Here is a 22758-nt window from a genome sequence, read left to right as displayed (position 1 = left end):
GAAAGCAGGGGGCGATGAATACGAAGTTGGCTAAAAGCCAGACCTATCGGAGGGCGCTGGCGGTCATAGAAAAGCTGCGCGAAGAACTGGCTGAGGCGCGAGCCGAGGCATTCTCGCCGATCGCCGTTATCGGCATGGGATGTCGGTACCCAGGAGGGGCCGACGATCCGAAACGTTACTGGGACATCCTCATGAGGTGTATCGACGGAGTGGGCGAGGTGCCCCTGGACCGGTGGGACGCCGAAGGCTACTTCGATCCCGACGGCGGCCCCGGCCGGTCGACGAGCCGCTGGGGCGGTTTCCTGGAGGGGATTGACCAGTTCGACCCAGGCTTCTTCCAGCTGTCCATGCGAGAAGCCGTGGAGACGGACCCTAACCAGCGGTTGGCGTTGGAAGTCGCGTGGCACGCCTTCGAGGACGCTGGGATCGTGGGGCGGTTAGCTGGCAGCCGCACCGGGATCTTCGTTGGTGTCGTCGGAAACGACTACGCGACCACCTACTTCACCGACCCCAAACATCTCTCGGCCTATGCCGCGACCGGTACCGCCCATAGCATCCTCTCTGGACGACTCGCCTATCTGTTTGACACCAGGGGCCCTGCACTCTCGATCGATACTGCATGTTCCTCATCATTGGTCGCGATATTCGAAGCCTGTCGAGCCCTTCAGACCCGCGACTGCGATGTAGCGCTGGCTGGCGGCGTGAATGTGATGCTCTCTCCGCTGCCCAACGTTGCTTTCTCTCAGTTCAACATGCTCTCCCCCACAGGCCGCTGCCGCTCCTTCGACGCTTCAGCGGATGGCTTCGTGCGCAGCGAGGGATGTGGGATGGTTGTCCTCAAAAGGCTCTCGGACGCCCAGGCTGACGGGGATCGGGTGCTGGCAGTGATCCGTGGCGGTGCGATGAACCAGGACGGCCGCAGTACGGGACTGACCGCTCCCAACGTCGATTCCCAGCGTGCCCTTCTGCACGAAGCCCTTCGATCTGCCCGGATACAGCCAGAACAAATCTCCTTCGTCGAGGCTCACGGTACTGGCACTTCCATCGGGGACCCGATAGAGGCAGCCGCTTTGGCTGATGTCTATCATGCAGACGAAGGCAACGAATGGTTCCTTGGCACGGTCAAGAGCAACCTTGGGCACATGGAAGCCGCCGCGGGCGTAGCCGGCTTCACCAAGGTTGTGCTGGCATTGCAGCACCAGACGATTCCGCCGAATCTGCACTACGAGGCACTCAACCCGTTCATTGATTCGGAGCGAGTGCCGTTCAAGGTGCCGACGGAGCCGGTCCCGTGGTTGCCGCGCAGTGGGAGCCGGGTAGCTGGGGTGAGCAGCTTCGGGCTCAGCGGTACCAACGTGCACCTGCTCGTGGAGGAAGCCCCGGATCCTGGAAGCTTCCCCGAGTCTCCCACCTCAGACAGCTTCCCGCAGATCCTACCTTTTTCGGCCGCCAGCCCCAATGCAGTTCGTGAGCTGGCTCGGCTCCACAGAGCGGCGCTGGAGGACGAGTCCGTGGGAGTGGCCGATTACTGCTGGTCCACGGCGATGGGACGTTTCCCGCTGCCCTACCGTGCCGCCGTTGTCGGGAACACACGGGCCGAGCTTCGCCAAGCCTTGGCGGAGGTGGCCAAACGTCCCAATGAGGGAATCAGCTACTCAGGGCGGCCCGCTCCGAAGGTGGGCTTCGTCTTAGGAGAAACGGCCCAGCAACCCGAACAGATACCCGTCCGGCTCAGCGACGAGATACCCTCGCCGACGAGCGGTCGTGGCTGGGAAGAGCAGATGGCGGCGGTGGAGTTGTGGCGTCGACTTGGTTTCGAACCGGATGTCGTCCACGGTTCGGCGGGCGGCGAACTACTCGCGGCAGTGGTGGCCGGGGTGATCGATTTCACGACGGCCCGACGTCTAGCCGAGGCAGCACATCGGGGGGAGCCAGCCGCCCTCCAGCAGATTGCCCGATCCGTGGAAACGGCAGGGCCTCGGACCCGATGGTACTCCGAAGTACTCGGTGGACGTGTCACACCGAGAGAGCTGGCCAATCCGCGAATCTGGAGCAAGCTGGCCAATGCGGATGCCCCCGGAAGCAGACAGGCGCGGCCGATCCAGCAGGCCGATTGCGACCTGCTGCTCGCGCTTGGAGGCCCCCAGCGTTTCATCGCACCTGTCCCGGTACTTGCTGCGGGCCGTACAAACCATCGTCAAACGATGCTCGAATCGCTGCGGGAACTCTTCCTTGCGGGTGCCCGGCCCAACTGGTCAGAGCTGGAACCTGAAGGTTCCCGACGGCGAGTTCCCGTTGCCCTGACTCCCTACGACCGGGTTCGGATCTGGACCTCGGCTCCCTCGGCGTTATGTGCCTCCGCCGGAAACCCGAGTCCGTTGAGCACCGCCCCCAACCACCAGGAAACTGGTCGCTCGTTGACTCGTGAAGAACTCCTGGCAGTTTCGCCGGGCCAACGCTTTGAGGTTCTCGCCTCCCATCTTGAGGCGGAGCTTGACGCCGCCCTGGGACAGGAAACCATCAAGAGGGACTGGGATAGGCCGCTACTTGAGCTAGGGGTCGACTCCTTGATGGCCCTCGGAATTCGGAAGCGTCTGAAGACAGACTTGGGCGTGGATCTGTCGGTGTCTGCGTTGTTGCGGGAATCATCCGTCGCCAGCATCACCGCGGCCGTCCTCCAGCGGTTGGATCGGCCGGCTGGCGAGGCAACCGAGGCAGGCGGTAGCGGGTTCAGCGACGACCTCCTCGCAGAGTTGGAGAAGATCCCTCTTGAAGAAGCACTCATACTGCTCGGGGAGGACAGCGAATGACCCCGAAACTGGCTGATCGCCTAGCCAACCTCACTCCGGGGGAGCGGGCGCTGTTGGCGGCACGCCTGACGGGTGGCGCTTCGCAGACGGCAGACGAGCCGACGGACCACCCGATGTCGCAGACGCAACGGCGGCTCTGGTTCCTCGACAGGCTCTACCCTGATAATTCCGCCTATCTCGTCCCGGCGGTAGTTCGGCTTAGGGGCCAGCTTGATGTCGGCGCGCTTGAGAGGGCCGCTCGAGAACTCATCGTCCGCCATGCAGCCCTGCGAACCTGTTTCGACATCGTTGAGGGCGAACCGATCCAGCGGGTGGTGCCCCGCGTCGAGTTCACTCTTGAGACGGAAGATCTGCGCGGAATACCGGAGTCGACGCGTGAGGAGGAGCTTCGCCGCTCTATCACCGCGACGATCCAGGAGACGATGCCCCTCACGACCGCGCCACTGTTGCGGTTGCGACTGTTCAGAACCGCTGAGCTGGAGCACATCTTGGTGATTGTCGTCCACCACATCGTCTCCGACGGTTGGTCGGTGGGTATCCTCTTTGCAGAATTCACTCGTCTCTACGATGCGTTCTCCCAGGGCTCCTCGTCTCCGCTCGAACCGCTGCCCCTGACCTACACCCAAATCGTTGAGCGGATGCTGGACGAGCGTCACCGAAGCGTCGCCTCCCACGATGTGGACTATTGGGAATGCTTGCTGGCTGGTGCACCGACAGTCATCGAACTTCCGGCCGACCACGAACGACCCAAGACGCAGCGCTTTGCGGGGCATTCCAAGAACCTGCTGTTGCCTGAAGGCCTTGCTCGTGAAGTTGTGGAACTCGGTCGCCGACTCGGTGCCACCTCCTTCATGATCCTGTTGGCTGTCTATCAGGTCCTGTTGCACAGGATGACCGGGCAGGAAGACTTCGTGGTGGGCATCCCTATCGCGAACCGGGATGACCCTGAGGTGGCCGGGATCGTCGGCCTTTTCGCAAACACTCTTCCCCTGCGTGCTGATTTGTCTGGCTCTCCGACCTTCGTCGAAGTTGTGGGGCGGGTCCGGGACACTTGTCTGGACGCCTACGCGCATGCTCACGCACCGTTCGACGAGATCGTCGAACGGCTCGCGCCGGAGCGTGACTTGAGTCGTTCCCCTTTGCTCCAAGTGAGCTTTGCCCACCAGAGCGAACCTCTACCTACGGTGTGGGCGGGAGGTGTGGAATTCAGCCGGGTGGCTGTCGAAAGCCACGCTGCCCGATACGACATGGAGTTGCAGCTCGTTTCCGAGGACGATCGGATCACCGGCCTGGTGGAGTACAACACCGATCTGTTCGATGACACAACGATCGCGCGCGTCGCGTCACGCTATGTTCGGTTGCTTCGTTCGGCATGCGCGGAACCGGAGCAGACCGTCGATCGCCTGCAACTATGTGACGAAGGGGAAGTGCAGGAACTCCTGGAGGCGGGCTCGGGTCCGCGCCGGGACTGGGGCGAGACTTTTCTCGTGCACGAACAGGTGGCGCACATCGCCGAGACCTATCCAGATCGCGTCGCCGTGGTTTGTGGCACCGAGCAAGTGAGCTATCGCGAGTTCATGACCAAGGTGCGAAACTTGGCAGGCAAGCTCAGCCGACTCGGCGTGACCCTGCACAGCCATGTTGGCGTGTGCCTTTCCCGCGGGATCGACATGGTCGCCTCTCTGCTTGCGGTTCACCTAGCCGGAGGCGCCTACGTTCCGCTAGACCCTGACCTCCCCGAGGACCGGCTGACTTACATGCTGGGGGACGCGGGCGCGTCCGTGGTGGTCACCTCACGGGCCGACAGTGTCTCGTTGCCGAACTCCGGTGCAAAGGTGCTAGTCGTTGACGACCAAGCTGAGGGGGAGACTGCGACGGACGCCCCGGCGAACTGGCCCATCGTCGAACGAAACGACGCCGCATACCTGATCTATACCTCCGGGTCGACCGGGCGCCCCAAGGGAGTTAGGGTGCCGCACGGCGCACTCAACAACCTGCTGATGTCTCTTGCCGAGCAACCTGGCTTCGGACCCGAGGACATCTTCCTTGCTCTGACCAGCTTGTCGTTCGATATTTCAGGGCTGGAGTTGTTCGGACCACTGGTGGCCGGTGCCCGATTGGTCGTTGCTGAGGACGGAGTCGCTCGGAACCCTGCTCTTTTGGCGAATGCCATCGCAAACAGCGAGGCCACCATCGTCCAGGCCACCCCATCAACGTGGCGGATGCTGTTGTCCTCTGGATGGAAAGGCGGTGGCCAACACCTGACGTTGCTTTGCGGCGGAGAGCCGCTGCAGCCAACGCTGGCCGCGGAGCTATTGCCCCGCTGCGGACACCTGTGGAACATGTATGGGCCTACCGAGACCACCATTTGGTCCTCTATTCAAGAGATTGACGAGGCGCCGATCCGTCTAGGCCGACCCATCGCGAATACGGATCTCTACGTCGTCGAGCCTTCCGGTGCGCTCGCGCCCTTCGGAGTGGCCGGTGAACTCTGCATCGGCGGTGATGGCCTTGCCCTCGGTTATTGGGGGCGTCCGGATTTGAGCGCTGAACGTTTCGTGCCTGCCACAGCGTCGATGAAAACTTCCGATCTTGTCTACCGCACGGGAGACATCGTGCGGCGCCACCCCGATGGCTCCCTCGAGTTCCTGGGGCGCACCGACCATCAGGTAAAGATCCGCGGCTACCGGATTGAGCTTGGGGAGATTGAAGCGGTCATTCTGCGTATACCAGGGGTCAGAGCGGCCGTCGTCGGCTGTTACGAACACGACGGAGAGACCAGCCTGGTTGCATGGGTAGAGTCCGGCGGATCGCAGGTAACAGCCGCCGAGGTCGGAAGCCAGACCCGACGGGAATTGCCCGCCTACATGACACCAGCAGCGGTCATGGTGGTGAAGGAATTTCCCTTGACTCCGAACGGCAAAGTGGATCGTTCCCGGCTGCCTGAGCCTCACCGTGAGCGAGCTTTGTCCACGCCCTACCAGGAACCGAGGGATGCGATAGAAGAACTCGTCGCGGGAACATTCGCTGGCCTGCTGCAGCTCGATAAAGTTGGTACCTTCGACGACTTCTTCCAGCTGGGTGGGCATTCGCTGCTTGCGACGAGGCTCGCGACTCAGCTGAACCAGGTCGTGTCGTCGGAGATCCCGTTGCGTGAGATTTTCAACCATCCCACTGTCGCTGGGATAGCCCGATGGATTCGGGACCACGGCGGGGTGTCGGGCAACGCGACGCGAGCGCCCCGGATCGCTCCTCGTCCGGCAGGAGCGACTGTTCCCCTGACCAAAGCTCAGGGTCGCATTTGGTTTTTGGACGGAATCTCTTCCGGCAAAGAGTACGTGTTGAGCGCTGTGCTTGACGTCCGTGGTCCCCTGAATCACGAGCGCTTCGTCCGCGCGGTGTCCTGTCTCGCTGACCGTCATGACCTGCTGCGTGCTGCGGTGAGTTCTGTTGATGGAAAACCGTGCCTTATCTTCAGCGAGGCGAACCGTCCGCACGTCGAGTTGCTTAACCTTTCGAACGAGTCTCCCTCGAATCTTGAGGAGTTGATTGAGCAAGCTGGTCTGCAGTTCTTTGCGCAACCTTTCGACCTTGCCAACGGAAAGTTGCTGCGTCTGGCGCAGGTGGTCACCGGAGCTGAAGACAGCGTGGTTTTCCTCGGGATGCACCACATTATCGCGGACCAATGGTCGTTGACGGTGATCTTGCGCGACCTGCTGGAGTTCATCCGTGCCGAACTCGACGGTGACGAGGCCATGCTGCCGGCGCTGGAAATCGGTTTCTGTGATTACGCGTTCTGGGAGAATCTTGATAACCAGCGCGACGCTAGCGAGGCGGACGTAGGGCGCCTGGCGAGGATGCTCGAAGGCGCACCGACAGAACTCTCGCTGCCGATGGCTGGACCACGACCCGCCAAATGGGATAGCAGAGGCGCGACGGTGGAGATGGAACTGCCTACGGATCTGGTTGTCCGATTGACCGAGTTGGGACAGAACCGTGGGGCGACCCCCTTCATGGTGCTCTCTGCCGCTGTGGCCAGCGTGCTCTACCGTTTCGGAGGAGGAGACGATATCGTCCTCGGCGTCCCCATGGCTCACCGGCATTATGCAGAGCTTGAGCAGCTGGTCGGACTGTTCGTGAACACCCTCCCGCTGCGCCTGGACGTCTCAGGCGATCCGACCTTTGTAGAGATGATTGATCGGGCCAGGGCGGCAGCTTTGGAGGTCTTCGAGTGCCAGGGGGCGCCCTTCGAACAACTGGTAGAGAGGATCAACCCGCCTCGTGATCTTGCTCGACACCCCGTCTTCCAGGTGGGCCTATCGATGCAAGATGTCCCCTTCGAGACGTGGGAGGGGGCTGGGCTGCGCGTCGAGGCCAGGCCCCCCTGGGTAACCAGCGTGAAGTTTGATCTCGAGTGGATCTTCCGCGAACAAGACGGCGTGATCCGAGGACGGCTTGACTTCAGCACGGCGCTATTTGATGAAGCCGACGCACGCTCCCTCGTGCATGCCTTGGAAATGGTGTTGCTTCAGGGATGTTCCACGCCGGAGGCTCCGGTTGACGACTTGCTGCTCATTAATGAACAGCAACGCCGTGAAGTGGAGGAAGCCACCGCAGGGGCACCGACAGTTTGGAACGCTCCCGCGACCGTCCCGGAGTGTATTTCCAGGGCTGTCGCCTCCCATCCAGATCGAACCGCCGTTCGTTTCCGAGATTTGGAGCTCAGCTACCGGGAGCTTGAGTCAATGTCGAATCACCTGGCCTGGAGATTGCGTCGGCTTGGCGTCGATCGCGATACCCCGGTGGCCGTGCTCATGGAGCGTTCGCTGGAATTGCCGATTGCGTTGTTGGCAGTGATGAAGGCCGGAGGAGCCTATGTTCCCCTCGACCTGGTCAGCCCCCGTCAGCGGTTGGAGGACATGGTTTCCGATAGTGGAGCGCGCGTCCTGCTGACCCATGAACTCGTAGGGGCGAAAGCGACGGGTCTCGCTGAGACCATTGTCCAGGTCGACCGGGTGCTTGAGGACACTGTCTTGCTAACCAACTCGGCACCGCCGGATCATGTGATTGCCCCGGAGGATTTGTCCTACATCATCTACACTTCCGGCTCGACAGGACGGCCGAAGGGAGTTATGTCCACCCATGAGGGGATCCGGAACCGTCTGCTGTGGATGCAAGACACTTTTCAGCTGGACGGAACGGATTTGGTGCTGCAGAAGACTCCCTACACCTTCGACGTGTCGGTGTGGGAATTCTTCTGGCCGCTGATGGCCGGTGCATGCTTGGTTATGGCTCTGCCAGAAGGCCATCGCGACCCGCGTTACCTCGTCCAGACAATTGCGGAGGAGGGCATAACGACCGTCCACTTCGTTCCGTCCATGTTGCAGACTTTCCTGCGGGAGGAAGATCTTGACAGATGTGGCAGTCTGCGTCGAGTGGTGTGCAGCGGGGAAGCGCTGCCGAAGGAACTCGAAGTACGATTCTTCGAGAAGTTGGATGCCGAGCTTCACAATCTTTACGGCCCCACCGAGGCATCCATTGACGTCACGTGGTGGGAGTGCGTGCGGGGAGACCGGGGACATGCCGTGCCGATCGGTCGGCCCATAGCAAACACTGTGGCCCGAGTCCTCGACCGGCGTAGGCGGCCTCTTCCTTTTGGGGTGCCTGGAGAGCTCCACCTCGGTGGCCCCAACCTGGCCCGCGGCTATCTGGGCCGACCGGATCTCACCGCTGAGCGATTCGTGCCTGACCCGACTGACCCTTCAGGGCGGGCCCGGCTGTATCGGACGGGTGACCTCGCCAGCGTGAGTGCTGACGGCGTCTTGATCTTCCATGGACGGATCGACCACCAGGTGAAGATACGTGGCAACCGTGTCGAACTGGGGGAGATCGAGTTTGTTCTGTCGCAGCATCCGGCGGTCGAGGAAGCGGCTGTTGTGGTTCGTGGTAGTGAAGCAGCCCAGCGACTGGTTGCCTACTTCAGGGGAGGCGGAAAAGCGAACTCGGGTGAGTTGAAGTTCTTCCTGCGCGAGCGCCTTCCCGAGTACATGGTGCCGTCCTCGATCGTCGAGCTCGACGCTTTCCCGGTAACCAGTAACGGCAAACTCGATCGCTCCGCGCTTCCCGACGTTGACCCGTCAAGAACGATGCTCGCTCGGGCCTTCGCACCTGCGGAGACCGAGACGGAGCGCCGGGTTGCCGCTATCTGGTCCAAACTGTTGGACCTTGAAGAGGTTGGAGTCGAGCACAACTTCTTCGACCTGGGCGGGCACTCCCTTCTCCTGGTGGCCCTGCGGGCTGAACTGGAAGCGGATTTCCAAACTCAGGTCCCGATGGTCGACCTTTTCAGCCATTCCACGATTCGGTCCATGGCGCAGTTGCTTGACGGGGGGCCGTCTCGGAGCCGCATCCGACTGGATGTCAAATCACGAGCGGCAGTTCGGAGGAAAGCGATGGCTCGTCGCCGGAATGCAGGCGAGCGAGGAGTTTCTTGATGGTTGGGGATCAATCAACAAATGAACGGATACGAGGAGTCTGCGGTGGATGAGGCCACGGAACTTGAGATGAGCGTTGCCATCATCGGAATGGCAGGCCGATTCCCCGGCGCCCCCGATGTGGAGCGTTTGTGGGATGAACTGGTTGCTGGGCGTGAGGGGGTCCGGCAGTTCAGTTTGGAGGAACTCCTTCAAGCAGGCGTAGATCAGCATCTGCTGGGTGCTGATTCCTACGTCCGCGCCAAGGGGTCGCTAGAGGAAGCGGACTGTTTCGACGCGGATTTCTTCGGAATAGGACCGCGCGAGGCTGATGTCATGGATCCCCAACACCGCGTCTTTCTTGAGTGCTCGTGGGCGGCGCTAGAGTCGGCAGGCATTGATCCTGCTGACTTCGACGGGCGCATCGGTGTCTTCGGCGGTTCTAGTCTCAACACCTATCTCCTCGAAAACTTGGTCCCGGAACAACGGAGCCTGGAAGCGGTGGGTCGCTACCAAACCCAGCTGGCAAGCGATAAGGACTACCTGGCGACCAGGGTAGCCTACAAACTCGGTTTGACGGGGCCAGCCATGACGGTTCAAACCGCGTGTTCTACTTCGCTGCTGGCGGTCCATTTGGCTTGTCAGAGCTTGCTTTCGGGGGAGTGTGACGTTGCCTTGGCCGGCGGCGTTTCAATCAATGTTCCCTTGCAGAACGGCTATCTGCATGATCCAGGCGGCATCCTCTCTTCCGACGGGCATTGCCGTCCTTTCGATGCCGACGCGGGGGGAACCGTCATCGGTAACGGCGTAGGTATGGTGGTGCTGCGTCGGGCTAAGGAAGCTGTAAAGGCGCGGGACCACGTAAGAGCTCTGATCCTTGGAACTGCCGTGAACAACGACGGCGCGCACAAGGTGGGTTACACAGCACCCAGCGTTGAGGGACAGGCAGAAGTCGTGGCTGAAGCGTTGGCGGTTTCCGGGGTCTCGCCTGCGAGTGTCGGCTACATTGAGGCCCACGGTACTGCCACTCCAATGGGGGATCCTATTGAGATCGCGGCTCTAAGTCGTGCCTACGCTCCGGACGGAGCGGAACCAGGAAGCATCCGAATCGGCTCGGTCAAAAGTAACCTCGGTCATCTGGATGCCGCAGCGGGTGTCACTGGGCTCATCAAGGCAGTGCTCGTCCTGGAGCACAAGCAGGTCCCGCCAACGCTGCACTTCAAGAGGGCGAATCCGCAGCTCGGGTTGGACCAAACACCTTTTCGGGTTGTTGCAGAGAATGAGAAGTGGCCTCGCGGTAATGAGCCGCGGCGCGCTGGCGTCAGCTCGTTCGGCATCGGTGGCACCAATGTGCATGTCGTGTTGCAGGAAGCTCCGAGCGCGCGCAACGACGATCCGAAGCGGTCTCGTTCCCTACTGACCATCTCTTCGCGCTCCGCACGGGGCGTCGCGGAGGCTTCCCAGCGACTGGCTGGGTACCTTGAGACACATCCGGACCGGCCGCTGGAAGACGTGGCCTACACCCTTGCCATGCGGCGTCGAGCATTCGAGTATCGGCGCGCGGTCGTGGCAGCTGGCCCTGCTGAAGCCGCTAAGGTGTTGCGTCGTGCGGCAACGGCCCGCGAAGCAGGCCGTCCCAAGATCGTCTTCCTCTTTCCCGGGCAGGGAGCTCAGTATCTCGGTATGGCACAAGCTCTTGCTGATAGTGAGCCTGTCTTTCGTGGGCAGCTGCGCTCATGCCTGGATTTTTTCCAACCGCACCTCGAGCAGGACCTTGAGTCGGTGCTTTTCCCGCCACCCGGCGCGGAGCCAGGAAAAGCAGCTGCCGCACTCCGGCAGACCGCAGTGACCCAACCGGCGCTCTTCGCTGTGGAATACGCCCTGGCCAAGACGCTGATGGCTTGGGGCATTCAGCCGGCAGCGATGGTCGGGCACAGCATTGGCGAGTACGTAGCTGCTTGTCTGTCGGGAATGATGGAGCTCTCCGACGCCACAGCCATCGTTGCCGCACGGGGCCGTTTCATGCAGCAGTGCCCACCCGGCTCCATGCTGTCGGTGCTGGCTTCGGCGGAGTCAATCCAGCCCCTACTCGGAGAAGGTCTTTGGCTGGCCGCTGTGAACTCTCCAACCACCTGCGTCATATCGGGCGACGACGAGGCGATTCGAGTCTTCGCCGAGACTCTCGACGGATGCGGCATCGGGCATCGTCGGCTGCACACGTCGCATGCCTTCCACTCGGCCCACATGGATGAGGCGGCTGCCCGCCTGGTTGAGTTCATGGATCGAGTAGATATCGTGCCAGGCCGAATCCCAATCTGCTCCAACCTAACGGGGACATGGATGGATGATTCGGCTATCTCAACCAAGTACTGGGGGGATCAACTGCGTTTCCCCGTGCGCTTCGCTGAGAATGTTGCCACGGTGCTGAAGGAGCCGGATACCGTCTTGGTTGAAGTTGGACCTGGTCATGCGTTGAGCAGCGCTGTCCAAACGCAGTTGGAGCCAGGCCAGGAATGGCGTTCTGTGGCGAGTTTTCCTCGCAAGGCTGGGCAGGGTGACGAACAAGTTTCTCTGCTGACCGCTTTGGGTAGCCTTTGGGAAGTCGGCGCCGAGATCGACTGGAAGGCATTCAACAGCGGTGAACGCAGAGCAGTTGGCGACCTGCCGACTTACCCCTTCCAGCGGATTCGCCACTGGGTCGATCCGATCCCCGCCACCCCTGTAACCGAGGCGGAGACCCGCGACGGCGGAATGCTCTACGAACCGATCTGGCGCCAGGTGACTACGCCCCTGAACGCTGAGGCCTGGCCGGTGGACCAACCTTGGTTGGTTCTGGGAGCCGATACCGCTTTGGGCGCCGCCTTGGTGCGCGAGCATCGCCGCCGCGGAGGGCGGGTAGTCGAGGTCTATCGCGGCGAGGGATTCTCACGACTGACCGACGCCCGCTTCCTCATCAGCCCACGTAGCCGCTCAGACCACGAGGCGTTGCTTGAAGCAGCGTTCCGGGGAGAAGATGCGCTACGGGTCTTCCACCTCTGGAGTGTAGCCAGCGGCGGTCCAGGTAACGCGGCACGCAGCGCTGCCAGCACATCCCGACAAGCAGAGGAAGCGCTCGGGAGCATGGTCGCCCTGTGCCAATCGATCCAGACTGCGGTCTTGGGTTCTGTGCGGCTCGATGCAATTACCACAGGCGTTTTCCCGGTGACGGGAATTGAGGAACTGGTCCCCTCGCACGCCGCCTTGATTGGGCCTTGCCTGAGCGCTCCGTCGGAGATTCCGGAGCTCAAAGCATTCGTGGTGGACCTGGACCCCGCTGTCCTCGTCGCGCCCGACTCCGTTCTGCTGAACGAGATCGCCGCAGGCCTCCAAGTAACTGGCCCGGAACTCGACCCGCGTCTGTGCGCCCGCCGTGCTGGCCGCTGGTGGGGGCGAGGCCATGATGCCATCCCACGAATAGGTGCCCCGGAGCGCGTTATGCGCCTGCGGGATAGGGGAGTCTACGTGATCTCAGGCGGGTTCGGGGGAGTGGGTCTAGCCATCGCAGATTCCCTTGTCGACAGGGTCAACAGACCAGTGTTGGGGCTGCTTGGCAGAAACGAGCTGCCTCCGGAGGAGGAATGGGATCGATGGATCTCGTCCCATTCCCCGCTGGACTCCACCACTCGACGATTGCGCGCCGTTCGCGATCTGCGGGAGAAAGGAGCAGAAGTGGTCCCCCTCAGCGCTGACGTCACTGATGAAGCCGCGCTCGAACGCGAGTTGTCCCGACTGCGCGCTCGCTCCGGACCGATTAACGGTTTCATCCATGCGGCAGGTCTCCCGTCTTCTGGAGCCATTACCAGCCTTGACGCGGCTGCCTCGGACCCCGTAATTGCGGTGAAGGTGGCGGGAGCGGAAGCACTTCTGACAGCCTGCGCCGAGGACCCCCTCGATTTCGCGGTCCTTTGTTCCTCTCGTACCGCTGTGGTTGGCGGGCCCGGACAGTGCAATTACATTGCGGCCAACTGCTGCCTTGATGCCCTGGCGGAACGTGCCGGCAGGCGGGGGAACCCCGTGGTTTCCGTTGCTTGGGACACGTGGAAGGACACGGGTATGGCATTGGAAGGAGGAGGTGTAGTCCCCGGTGAGCATCCGCTCATCAAGGAACGCAGGCTCGACAGAGACGGTCAGGAGATCATTCTTACGTCGCTCAATACTGCGACGAGTTGGATCGTGGCCGAGCACCGTATGCTCGGGCACGGTTTGGTCCCTGGCACGACCTATCTGGAGATCGTCCGTGCCGCTATCGAGCCCTACGCGGCGGGGCGGCCCATCGAACTCAGAGACGTTATGTACATGGCCCCCGTCGTCGTCCCCGACGGCATAGATACAGAGATCTGCACCACTATCAGGGAAAGCAAGGACGGTTACCACTTCCGGGTCTCCAGTCGTCAGGGCAGTACCTGGACTACACATGCGCAGGGTAGGGCCGTAGTCCTCACGGAGGGCTCCTCGGCGGAACGGTTGGATCGGGAGGCTCTTCTCGGAACCTGCTCAGTGCGGGAGATCATCGAAGGAGAAGAGCAGCTGCGCCGACGTCTTCGACTTGAGGAGGCGGCAAGCGATGGTCTGCTGCAGTTTTCGGTGTCCGGTAGATGGCGTTCTCTCAAGCGCATCCATGTCGGTGATGACGGACTCGTCGCTGAGCTCGCGCTGCCTGAGGCTGCGGCCGATGAGTTGAGGGACTACCAGCTGCACCCAGCGCTAGTGGACATCGTCGGCGGCGTGTCAAGGTTGGGGGCGGGAGCAGGATACTACCTGCCCTTCGGCTACAGGAGCGTGACTGTTCATGCTCCCCTAACGGCCAGTATAAACGCCGTCATCAGAGTTGACGCGCGTGACGCCCAACGAGAAACAATCGGTTGTGACGCAGACATCCGCGACAGCGATGGACGTCTCCTGGCTGAAATCCGTGGGTTTCTGATGAAGAGAATCCACCAACCTGCCGAGTTGCGGCGCGAGATCGATAGGGCCGTATCAGCCCTGAGGTCGGAGACGACTGAGATTGCGGAATCAGGCAGGGTTGCTCCAGCCGGGATTCATCCCGCAGAATCGACGGCGCTGCTGCTGCGCATCCTTGGTGCGGCGCGTATGCCAGCTTCCGTGGTGGCCTCGGCAGCTGACCTGACCATGGTGCGGGAACGGATGCGAACCACTGATGTCTTCGACCTTGCTGCGGATCTGGACCTGAAACGTCCCTCGGGCTCTTCGCATCCGCGTCCAGAACTTGACACAGAGTACGTGGCGCCCAGAACCGAAACCGAGAAGTCGGTCGCCCGGATTTGGGGCGAGTCCTTGGGCGTTGCTCCGATTGGCGTTGAGGATGACTTCTTCGCCCTTGGAGGCCATTCACTGGCGGCCGTGCAAATTGGCGCCACTATTCGTGCTGAGTTGGGAGTCACGCTCGACCTGGGTTCCTTCTTCGAGGCTCCAACCGTGGCCCGAACAGCATGGCTGATCGAAGGCGGCGCAGGGGAAGAGGAAAGCATCAACAAGATCGAGCGACGCGGCATGGAGGAAATTGATGTTGCCGCCCTATCAGATGCCGAGGTGGAAGCGATGCTCACTGAATTGATGGACCAAGAAGATTTTTCCCGAAGCAACTTGTCGGAGGAACGATGACGATCGACCTGGAACAACTCAGTCCCGAAGAGAAACGTGTCCTGCTGATCCGGAAGTTGGCGACCTTGCGTGCCCGTCCCTCGGATCACCCCGCGTCGTTCCCACAGCGACGTCTGTGGTTTCTCGAGCAGCTTACTCCTGGGACGGCTGCCTACAACGTTCCGGTGGCCGTCCGGTTGACGGGCCCGATCGATCTTGTGCTGTGGCGGCGCTGCTACGAGGAGATCGTTCGCAGGCACGCATCGTTGCGGACGACGTTCATCGAGGCCGACGGGGAGCCTCTGCAACGGATTCACCCGACTGGAACGATCGAGATGGAGGTTGATGACTGGTCGGAACAGCTCAGCGGGGACCTTGAAGAATGGCTTACGTCTGAGGTCGCTCGTCCTTTCGACCTGGAGAACGGGCCGTTGTGGCGAACTCGCTTCCTTCGGCTTGCCCCCACTCAGCATGTCATGGTCCTAACAATGCACCACATCATCGCTGACCTTTGGTCCATGAGGGTGGCTATTGGGGAACTCGTCGAGCTATATCGGGCCTATGCCCGAGGAGAAAACTCTCCCCTGCCTCCGCTTGACCTGCAGTACACCGATTACTCCCGTTGGCAGCGTGACCAACTGGAGGGGGAGAGCACGGGTGAAGACCAAGCCTACTGGCTGCGGGAACTGAGCGGGATACCCATGGCGTTGGATCTCCCTATGGATCGCCCACGTCCCGCCGTCCAGACACATCGTGGGATGAGTGTTCCTTTCTGTATTTCGGCAGAGCAGACGAGTGCTCTCCGTCGGCTCGCTCGTGAGCACGGTTCGACCACTTTCATGGCGCTGTTGGCGGCTTTCTCCACAGTCTTGCAATACTACAGCGGGCAGGATGATATCGTCTTTGGGACCCCTGTCGCGAATCGTGACCGTCCCGAAATTGCCCCGCTTATCGGTTTTTTCGTGAACACGCTCGCCCTGCGCGTGCGTCTCGGAGGAGATCCTACTTTTTCAGAACTGCTGGACCGGGTCCGAAGAACCTCGCTTGACGCATTCGCCCACGCCGCCCTGCCGTTCGAGAAGCTTGTCGAAGATATCCAGCCGGAGCGGGATTTATCTCGCTCTCCCATATTCCAGGTTTCCTTCGCTTACCAGAACGTAGAGTTGCCCGAGCTCGAACTCGAGGGTGTAGTGGTGGAGCCGATGACGATCAGGAGTGTGACGTCTCGCTTCGACCTTGAACTGCAGGTTTTCGATCGTAAGGACGGGCTCCACGGGTGGTTCGAGTTCAACTCAGATATCTTCGACACCTCGACGGTCGAAGGTTTTGCTGCCGCTCTGGTGCGGGCTGTGCGCTCCGTAACGGCGGCTCCGGACACCCGGTTGACACAGATCAGCTGGGTGGAAACAGCCGACCGTGACGCTCTGGCGAGGAAACACAACGACACTCGGCGTGACGTTGAGGGCCTCATGCTGGTCCCCGACGAGGTAGCTGCGGTCGTGGCGCGTCAGCCGTCCGCGGAGGCCGTTCGCTGCGGTCAGAAAGCGCTCAGCTACAAGGAGTTGGAAAGCAGGGCGAGCGCGCTCGCTTCCGAGCTCACCGGCCTAGGCGTCGGCAGTGGAAGCTATGTTGGTATTCACGCCGACCGCGGAGTGGAGATGGTCATCTCCGTGCTAGCGGTGCTCCAGTCGGGAGCTGCCTTTGTGCCTCTCGACCCCACCTTCCCGAAGGAGCGCCTAGCCTACATGATCGAGGACTCCGGCTTGCGGGTTGTGATATCTCCCTCGCATGAGCCGCTTCCCTTCGACGGTGAGTTGACGATAGTCGTCCCGAACCCGGCGATGCGTTCGAACACAGCTCCTGCGCTGAGATGCGGCATTGGAGGGGCGGATCCTGCCTATGTTCTTTACACCTCGGGATCGACTGGTAGGCCAAAGGGTGTCGTAGTCCCTCATCGAGCTTTGGCCAACTTCTTGCGGGCGATGCGTGACAGGCCAGGGATATCGGCCCAGGACAGTCTTCTTGCAGTGACGACCTTGTGCTTCGACATCTCACTACTAGAACTTCTGCTGCCCCTGACAGTAGGAGCCAGAGTCGTCGTGGCCGACCAGGAAACGGCCAGGGACGGAGCACTGATTGCGCGTCAGCTCACCGAGGAATCGATCACCATCATGCAGGCAACACCGTCTACGTGGCGCATGATGCTGGACAGCGGTTGGCAGCCTGCCCGGGGGCTGAAGATCCTCTGCGGTGGCGAGGCGATGACGCCTGACCTGGCGTCCCGACTGTTGGCCGGTGGAGCCGAGTTGTGGAACATGTACGGGCCGACGGAAACGACCATTTGGTCCGCGGTCGGACAGGTTGCGGGAGAGGCAGTGACGCTGGGTGACCCGATCGACAACACCGAACTCCACGTCATTGATGCTGCTGGGCGGCTCGCACCGGACGGTGTTCCGGGGGAACTGTATATCGGCGGACTGGGGCTGGCGCTCGGCTACCTTGGTAAGCCGGACCTGACGGCGGAGCGTTTCGTCGCTCACCCGTTCCCCATCGGCTTGGGAGAGGTTTTGTACCGTACCGGCGATCTAGTCCGGCGCCGCGCAAACGGCCAACTTGAGTTCTTGGGACGCATTGACCACCAGGTGAAGGTGCGCGGCTTCCGGATAGAGCTGGGCGAGATCGAAACGCTGCTGGAGGCTCAACCCCAAGTAGCCCAGGCCGTTGTCATGGTCAGGGAAGATCACCCGGGTGACAAGAGGATCGTCGCCTACGCCCGTTGTACCCACTCGAGGGTTATGGGCGCGTCCGACGCCGTGGATGACTGGGCTACCATATGGGATTCTGCCTATCAGTCGAACCGGGAACACGACGGAGAGGCTTTCGACACGAGCGGCTGGAACAGCAGTTACACGGGTGATCCGCTCCCGGCCGAGGACATGCGGGACTGGCTTGACGGGGTGGTCCGGACGGTCCTAGCCGGTAACCCGTCCTCGATCCTCGACGTAGGATGCGGTACCGGCATGCTCATGCATGAGGTCGCGGGGGCGTGCGATCTCTACTGGGGCACCGATATCTCCCTAGCGGGGCTCGCGAAAGTGGCTCAGGGGGCGGATGGTCTACGTGAAGACATGGAAGTGCAGTTGCATGAGTGCGCTGCGCACGAATTGTCTGAGCTGCCGGAAAGCACCTTTGACACGGTCGTAATCAACTCGGTGGTGCAGTATTTCCCAGGCATTTCTTACCTGGCGGAGGTGCTGACGGGAGCCCTAGCCAGGGTCAACCCGGGGGGCCGTCTGATTGTCGGCGATGTACGCAGCCTGCCGCTGCTGGAGGACTTCCATGCTTCCATCGTCTGGTCGCAAAGAAGCGAGGAAGACAGCTTGCAGGAGCTGTCTGAGCTGGCCAAACAGGCTATGTCCTTAGATTCCGAACTCGTGCTCGATCCGCAGTTCTTCCTCGACTTTGCGAACCGACATGGGGTTGGTCGCGTAGACGTGATCCCGAAACTCACCAAGGTCAAAAATGAGATGTCGTGTTTCCGTTACGACGTGGTATTCACGGTGTCCAAAGTTGGTGCACCCATCTCCGTTGAAACAATAGGGTGGAAACGATTGGGTTCCGCTCAGGCTCTGACGGAGCTACTTATCGAAGCAGAGAAAGATGTGTTCCTGCTCACCGATGTGCCGAACCCTAGAACCCGGTGCTTCGCGCGCCTCGTGGAGAAGATGCGGACGCCCTCAGCTTCCCTAGATACTTTCCAGGTGGAGATGCACGATCTCCAGGTATCGGGCGATGCGATCGACCCTACCGAGATGCTTGCTTTGGCTCGGGAAGCCGGTTATCAAGCCGAGCCGGACTGGCGGCGACACTCGGTTCAGGGTGAATACGATGTGGTGCTGCGCAGGCTTGACCCTCTGGGCCGCCCGTTGGAGAATTCCCCGATCGTGTTCCCGGAGTCGGCACGGCCGCAGATTTTGGCAAATCGGATCACCCGGGTGGATGAGGCTCCGTTGCGTCGCGAACTGGACCAAGCCTTGCGCGACAAACTGCCCGAGTACATGGTGCCCTCAGCCATCGTCTTCCTTGACGAGTTCCCGATGACCTCGAACGGCAAAGTTGACCGCAAGGCCCTGCCTGCGCCAGCCCGTTCCCGAGCCATGCTCACCAGTGAGGATGTGCCCGTCGGAGAGCTGGAAACCCAGTTGGCTGCCGCCTGGCGTGATGTGCTCGGTGTCAATGAGGTGGGTAGAAACAGCAATTTCTTTGCATTGGGTGGACACTCGCTGCTTGCGGCACAGATAGTTGGGCGGACCCGCAAGGCTTTCAGCACTGATGTGAGCCTTCGAGACCTGTTCGAGAACCCGACCGTTGCGCGGTTCGCAGAGGTGGTAAAGCGCGGGATTGCGGGCAGCACACTTGCGCGACCAGTCCGGCAGAGCGTACGAGACGGAGATCTTCCTCTGTCGCCGGCTCAGGAGTGGCTGTGCGCGTCTGGCCCAGAGCTGACGGCCGCCGAGCACGTCGTGGTCACCGCTGCTCGTCTTCACGGACCGCTCGACCTCCAGCGACTCGAAGATGCGCTCGACGCCCTGACGGCTCGACACGAAGCTCTGCGGTTGCGTCTGTTTCATGTGGATGGTCAGTATTCGCAACGGCTCAGCAACGTTTCCCGCTGGCCCTTGGAGGTTCACAAGACGTCCAGCCCCGGAGGCGCTGAGGAACTCGGGCGGATCCTTTCCGAGGAGTCGAGTAGAGGGTTCGATGTCGACACTGATCTCCCGCTAGTCAGAGGACAACTTCTGGTGGTGGGGGAATCGGAGCATCTGTTGGTCTTGTCCGCGCATCACGCCGTTATCGACAACTGGTCATATCAGGTGCTCTTGCGTGACCTAGTCCTCTTCTATCACGCCATGCCCGACAACGAACAGGATTCTCTCCGGGTTGACTTCACCGATATCGTCCGCTGGCAGCACGACTCCTTGACGGGTGGGGTCTGGGATCAGAAGCTGGCCCGGGTACGAAGCGTCGTCGCTAAACTTCCGAAGCCCCCTCAGTTGCTTCACTTGATTGAAGAGGAAACGGAGAGCGACGTTTCGTCCGAACTCTCTTTTGCCCTAGAACGCCCGCTCGTGGCAGACCTGCGCCGCACAGCTCAGGAGCAAGGGGTCTCGCTGTTTATACTCTTGCTGGCGGCGTTTGATTTGGCGGTGGCCAGCGCCACAGGAGCGCTAGAGTTCGCGGTCTCTTTTCCCACAGCGGGCCGCGAGGTGGAGGAGAGCCAGGAGGTAGTCGGGTTCTTGGTAAACAGCCATGTCCACAGGGTCTCCGTCCGCGTAACAGATACTTTCTCCCAGTGGTTGACCACTGTACGCGATGATGTTCTGGATTGCCTGGACAGCGCCGGAGCACCCACAAGCGTTCTGCATCGAGAGATGGCCACCGTTCGGGAGCGGGTGCCTCTCGGATTTAATCTGTTGAGTGCCCCGCTCCCCGAGGTAACGGTTCGTGATCTGCGTATCGAACCAGCGTTCCCGGGCCGCCCTTACATTCACGTTCGCGACGACAGGAAGCCGAATGATACGGCACTGAGTCTGGTACTTACTGAGCAGGGTGCTGACGTGTTCGGCAGTTGGCTTTACGACCAGGAACGTGTGGATTCCGCTCTTGTCGGGAGACTGGCGCGTTCCTGGCCGCGCGTGCTTCGTCAGCTGGCCAGCAACGTCGACCAACCGCTGAGTTCTCTCGTTTCTATCCGCCCAGAGGTTGAAGCATGAGCACCATATTCTGGTTGCGCAAGCCAATGCCTGACCCCAAGCTGCGCTTGGTTTGTCTGCCCTACGCAGGCGGCACTGCGTCGGTTTTCCGCGAGTGGGTGCGACTGGCGTCGGAAGGGCTGGAGGTGTGCCCTGTGGAGTTGCCGGGTCGTGGTGCCCGTTTGGGCCAGCCGCTGTTGCTCAGCGTGCAAGAAATCGTAGACCACATTATCCCCTCTCTATCTGCTCTGATGGATCGTCCTCTGGCGTTGTTCGGTCACAGCATGGGAGGATTGGTGGCCTACGAACTCTGTCGCGAGATCGTTCGGTGCGGGTTGCCCCAACCAATTCACCTCTTCGTGTCCGCTTCCCCCGACCCTCGAATTCCCCGTAGTGGGCCAGCTGCTAGTAAGGCTCCGAAGAATGAACTCATCCGACGGTTGGCGGAGATGGGGGGGACGCCTCCGGCGGTGCTGGCCTCCAAGGAATTGATGGACTTGGTGCTGCCGATCATCCGGGCCGATTTTTGCGCGATGGAAAACTTCCAGCATCAAGATGGGCCAGCGCTGCCTGTTCCAGTGACGGTCATCGGGGGCACCGGAGACAGACTCGTCTCATCGGACCACTTGGATGGTTGGCGGAGCCTGGCGAGTAGCGTGTCGACCGTCTTCGTGCCAGGAAATCACTTCTTCATCCACCACTCAAAGGAGCATGTTATGAGCATAATCTTAGACAAGGTCTTCGCCGCGTGAACCGGGGAGTTGTGAGGGAGGCGTGGCAGGAGCATGAGACTATCCCGTGCGCGGTCGTCGGGAGTGGGCTGTTCGGCATTATGGCGGTCCGTGAGCTTACTAGGCGCGGACTCGACGTTGACTGGTATTCCGCAGATTCAGAGCCGGGCGGGATCTGGCAGGGTTTCCCCCATGGCAAGGCACGCGGCAGCACAGAACTGGTGAATCCTGGTTGGTGCATTTCTCGTAGATTCTGGCGGATCAGACCGGTGGGCGCTGCAGAGTTTCTGGACGAGTTGGTTCGGTGGGCGGATGAGCGACGCGATAAACAGTTTAGGTACTTCGGCAGCTCTGTAAACATGGTCGAGGAGAGCAGCGAGGGGGTATTGGTGACCAGCGATAGAGGCGCTAAGCGGTATCTCTTTCTCGTGGTTGCTACCGGGCACTACGGGAAACCGATGATTCCCTTCCCGTATTCGGGTAAGAGAGTCGTACACGCTTCGATCTTGTCGGACTTGTCCTCGGTTGGTGTAGGTGACAGGGTCCTCGTCGTCGGCGGTGGGCAGAGCGGCGTCGAGATCTGTGAAGAACTGCTGGCGACCTTGCCGATGATCCGCCCAACATGGGTCACCAGCCGGAAAGTTCTCCTCATCTCTCGACTCTCGTTCCTGGGCATTGTGGGGACCTGTCTGTCGTACAGAACGGCTGAAGAGGCGCCGCGCGGCTTTGTCATCACCAAGGACTCTGGTCGGGTTCGGTCTCGCTGCGACATCCGACCAGTACGCGTCGAGCGCGTGGAGGAAGAGACGGTGTACTTCTCCGACGGGACAACAGGATGCTTCGAGCACGTGATTGCCGCAACCGGCTACCTACCTCCTGAGAAGTTGGCCTTCCCCGCTTCCGTCAGGGGAAAGTCGAAGGGGATGCGTGTGTCGATTGGGGGGCATATAGTCAGTCTCAATCATTTCGGTGATGGCTGCGCTGGGGCCTCGGTGCGATGCGCGAGAAGGCAGGCTAGAGAGGTAGGCAGACTGGTGACAGAGGTGCTCGCTCAACATCGACTTGCGGGATCTCCCTGAATTAATTACGGACTAAGGTTTATCCTGGCCCGAAGAGTGCTGGTTGCGGCTGATCTCCTCGAGCCGCTGGATGCCCTTATCGGTTACTAGCAGTTGAGTGTGGTGAGTCGTTTCTCCCGCTGTCTCGTGTCAACTTTTGGCAGGGTTTCTCTTTCAAGGTTGGGGATGTTCGGGTCAGCTAGGCCCATGTGCACCTCCAGCGGCCGGTGTTCTGGCGATCGTTTCGCGGGGGGACGCTGGGTGTTGTATTCGTTTCGGTAGGCCTCGGCTCG

The 22758-nt window shown here is 61.0% G+C and carries 7 protein-coding genes; 6 read left to right on the top strand and 1 reads right to left on the bottom strand.

The features are described from left to right. The first annotated feature begins 14 nt into the window (after window positions 1-14). From EII42_RS03005 to EII42_RS02980, 6 genes are read left to right on the top strand one after another with little or no spacing between them, the layout of a single operon-like run. The gene (locus tag EII42_RS03005) at window positions 15-2810 is read left to right on the top strand and encodes a type I polyketide synthase (protein ID WP_125170642.1); all 2796 of its coding nucleotides are present in this window, start codon (window positions 15-17) and stop codon (window positions 2808-2810) included. Continuing rightward, complete coding sequence (locus EII42_RS03000; RefSeq protein WP_125170641.1) at window positions 2807-9304, top strand: non-ribosomal peptide synthetase; 6498 nt, start codon at window positions 2807-2809, stop codon at window positions 9302-9304. The genes EII42_RS03005 and EII42_RS03000 overlap by 4 nt, the downstream gene beginning before the upstream one ends. 21 nt (window positions 9305-9325) lie before the next feature. Then, entirely contained in the window at window positions 9326-14944 is a 5619-nt protein-coding gene (locus EII42_RS02995; protein ID WP_125170640.1) for a type I polyketide synthase, read from the top strand. Next, window positions 14941-20697, top strand: a complete 5757-nt coding sequence (locus EII42_RS02990; protein WP_125170639.1) for a non-ribosomal peptide synthetase — start codon at window positions 14941-14943, stop codon at window positions 20695-20697. Before EII42_RS02995 ends, EII42_RS02990 begins: the two co-directional genes overlap by 4 nt. After that, window positions 20694-21428: a thioesterase II family protein gene (locus tag EII42_RS02985; RefSeq protein ID WP_125170638.1), complete on the top strand. Its 735-nt coding sequence runs from the start codon at window positions 20694-20696 to the stop codon at window positions 21426-21428. The genes EII42_RS02990 and EII42_RS02985 overlap by 4 nt, the downstream gene beginning before the upstream one ends. Beyond that, the gene (locus tag EII42_RS02980; RefSeq protein WP_125170637.1) at window positions 21425-22486 is read left to right on the top strand and encodes a SidA/IucD/PvdA family monooxygenase; all 1062 of its coding nucleotides are present in this window, start codon (window positions 21425-21427) and stop codon (window positions 22484-22486) included. The genes EII42_RS02985 and EII42_RS02980 overlap by 4 nt, the downstream gene beginning before the upstream one ends. Before the next feature lie 86 nt (window positions 22487-22572). Here EII42_RS02980 and EII42_RS13415 read toward each other — a convergent pair. Next, window positions 22573-22758, bottom strand: a 186-nt coding sequence (locus EII42_RS13415) for a hypothetical protein (RefSeq protein WP_233558254.1), incomplete at its 5' end; no start/stop codon positions are given.

The sequence above is a fragment of the Tessaracoccus sp. OH4464_COT-324 genome, from assembly GCF_003932855.1.
Lineage (GTDB): Bacteria > Actinomycetota > Actinomycetes > Propionibacteriales > Propionibacteriaceae > Arachnia.
Note: the sequence above shows the minus strand (reverse complement) of the source record. Positions and strands in the feature narration are given on the sequence as shown.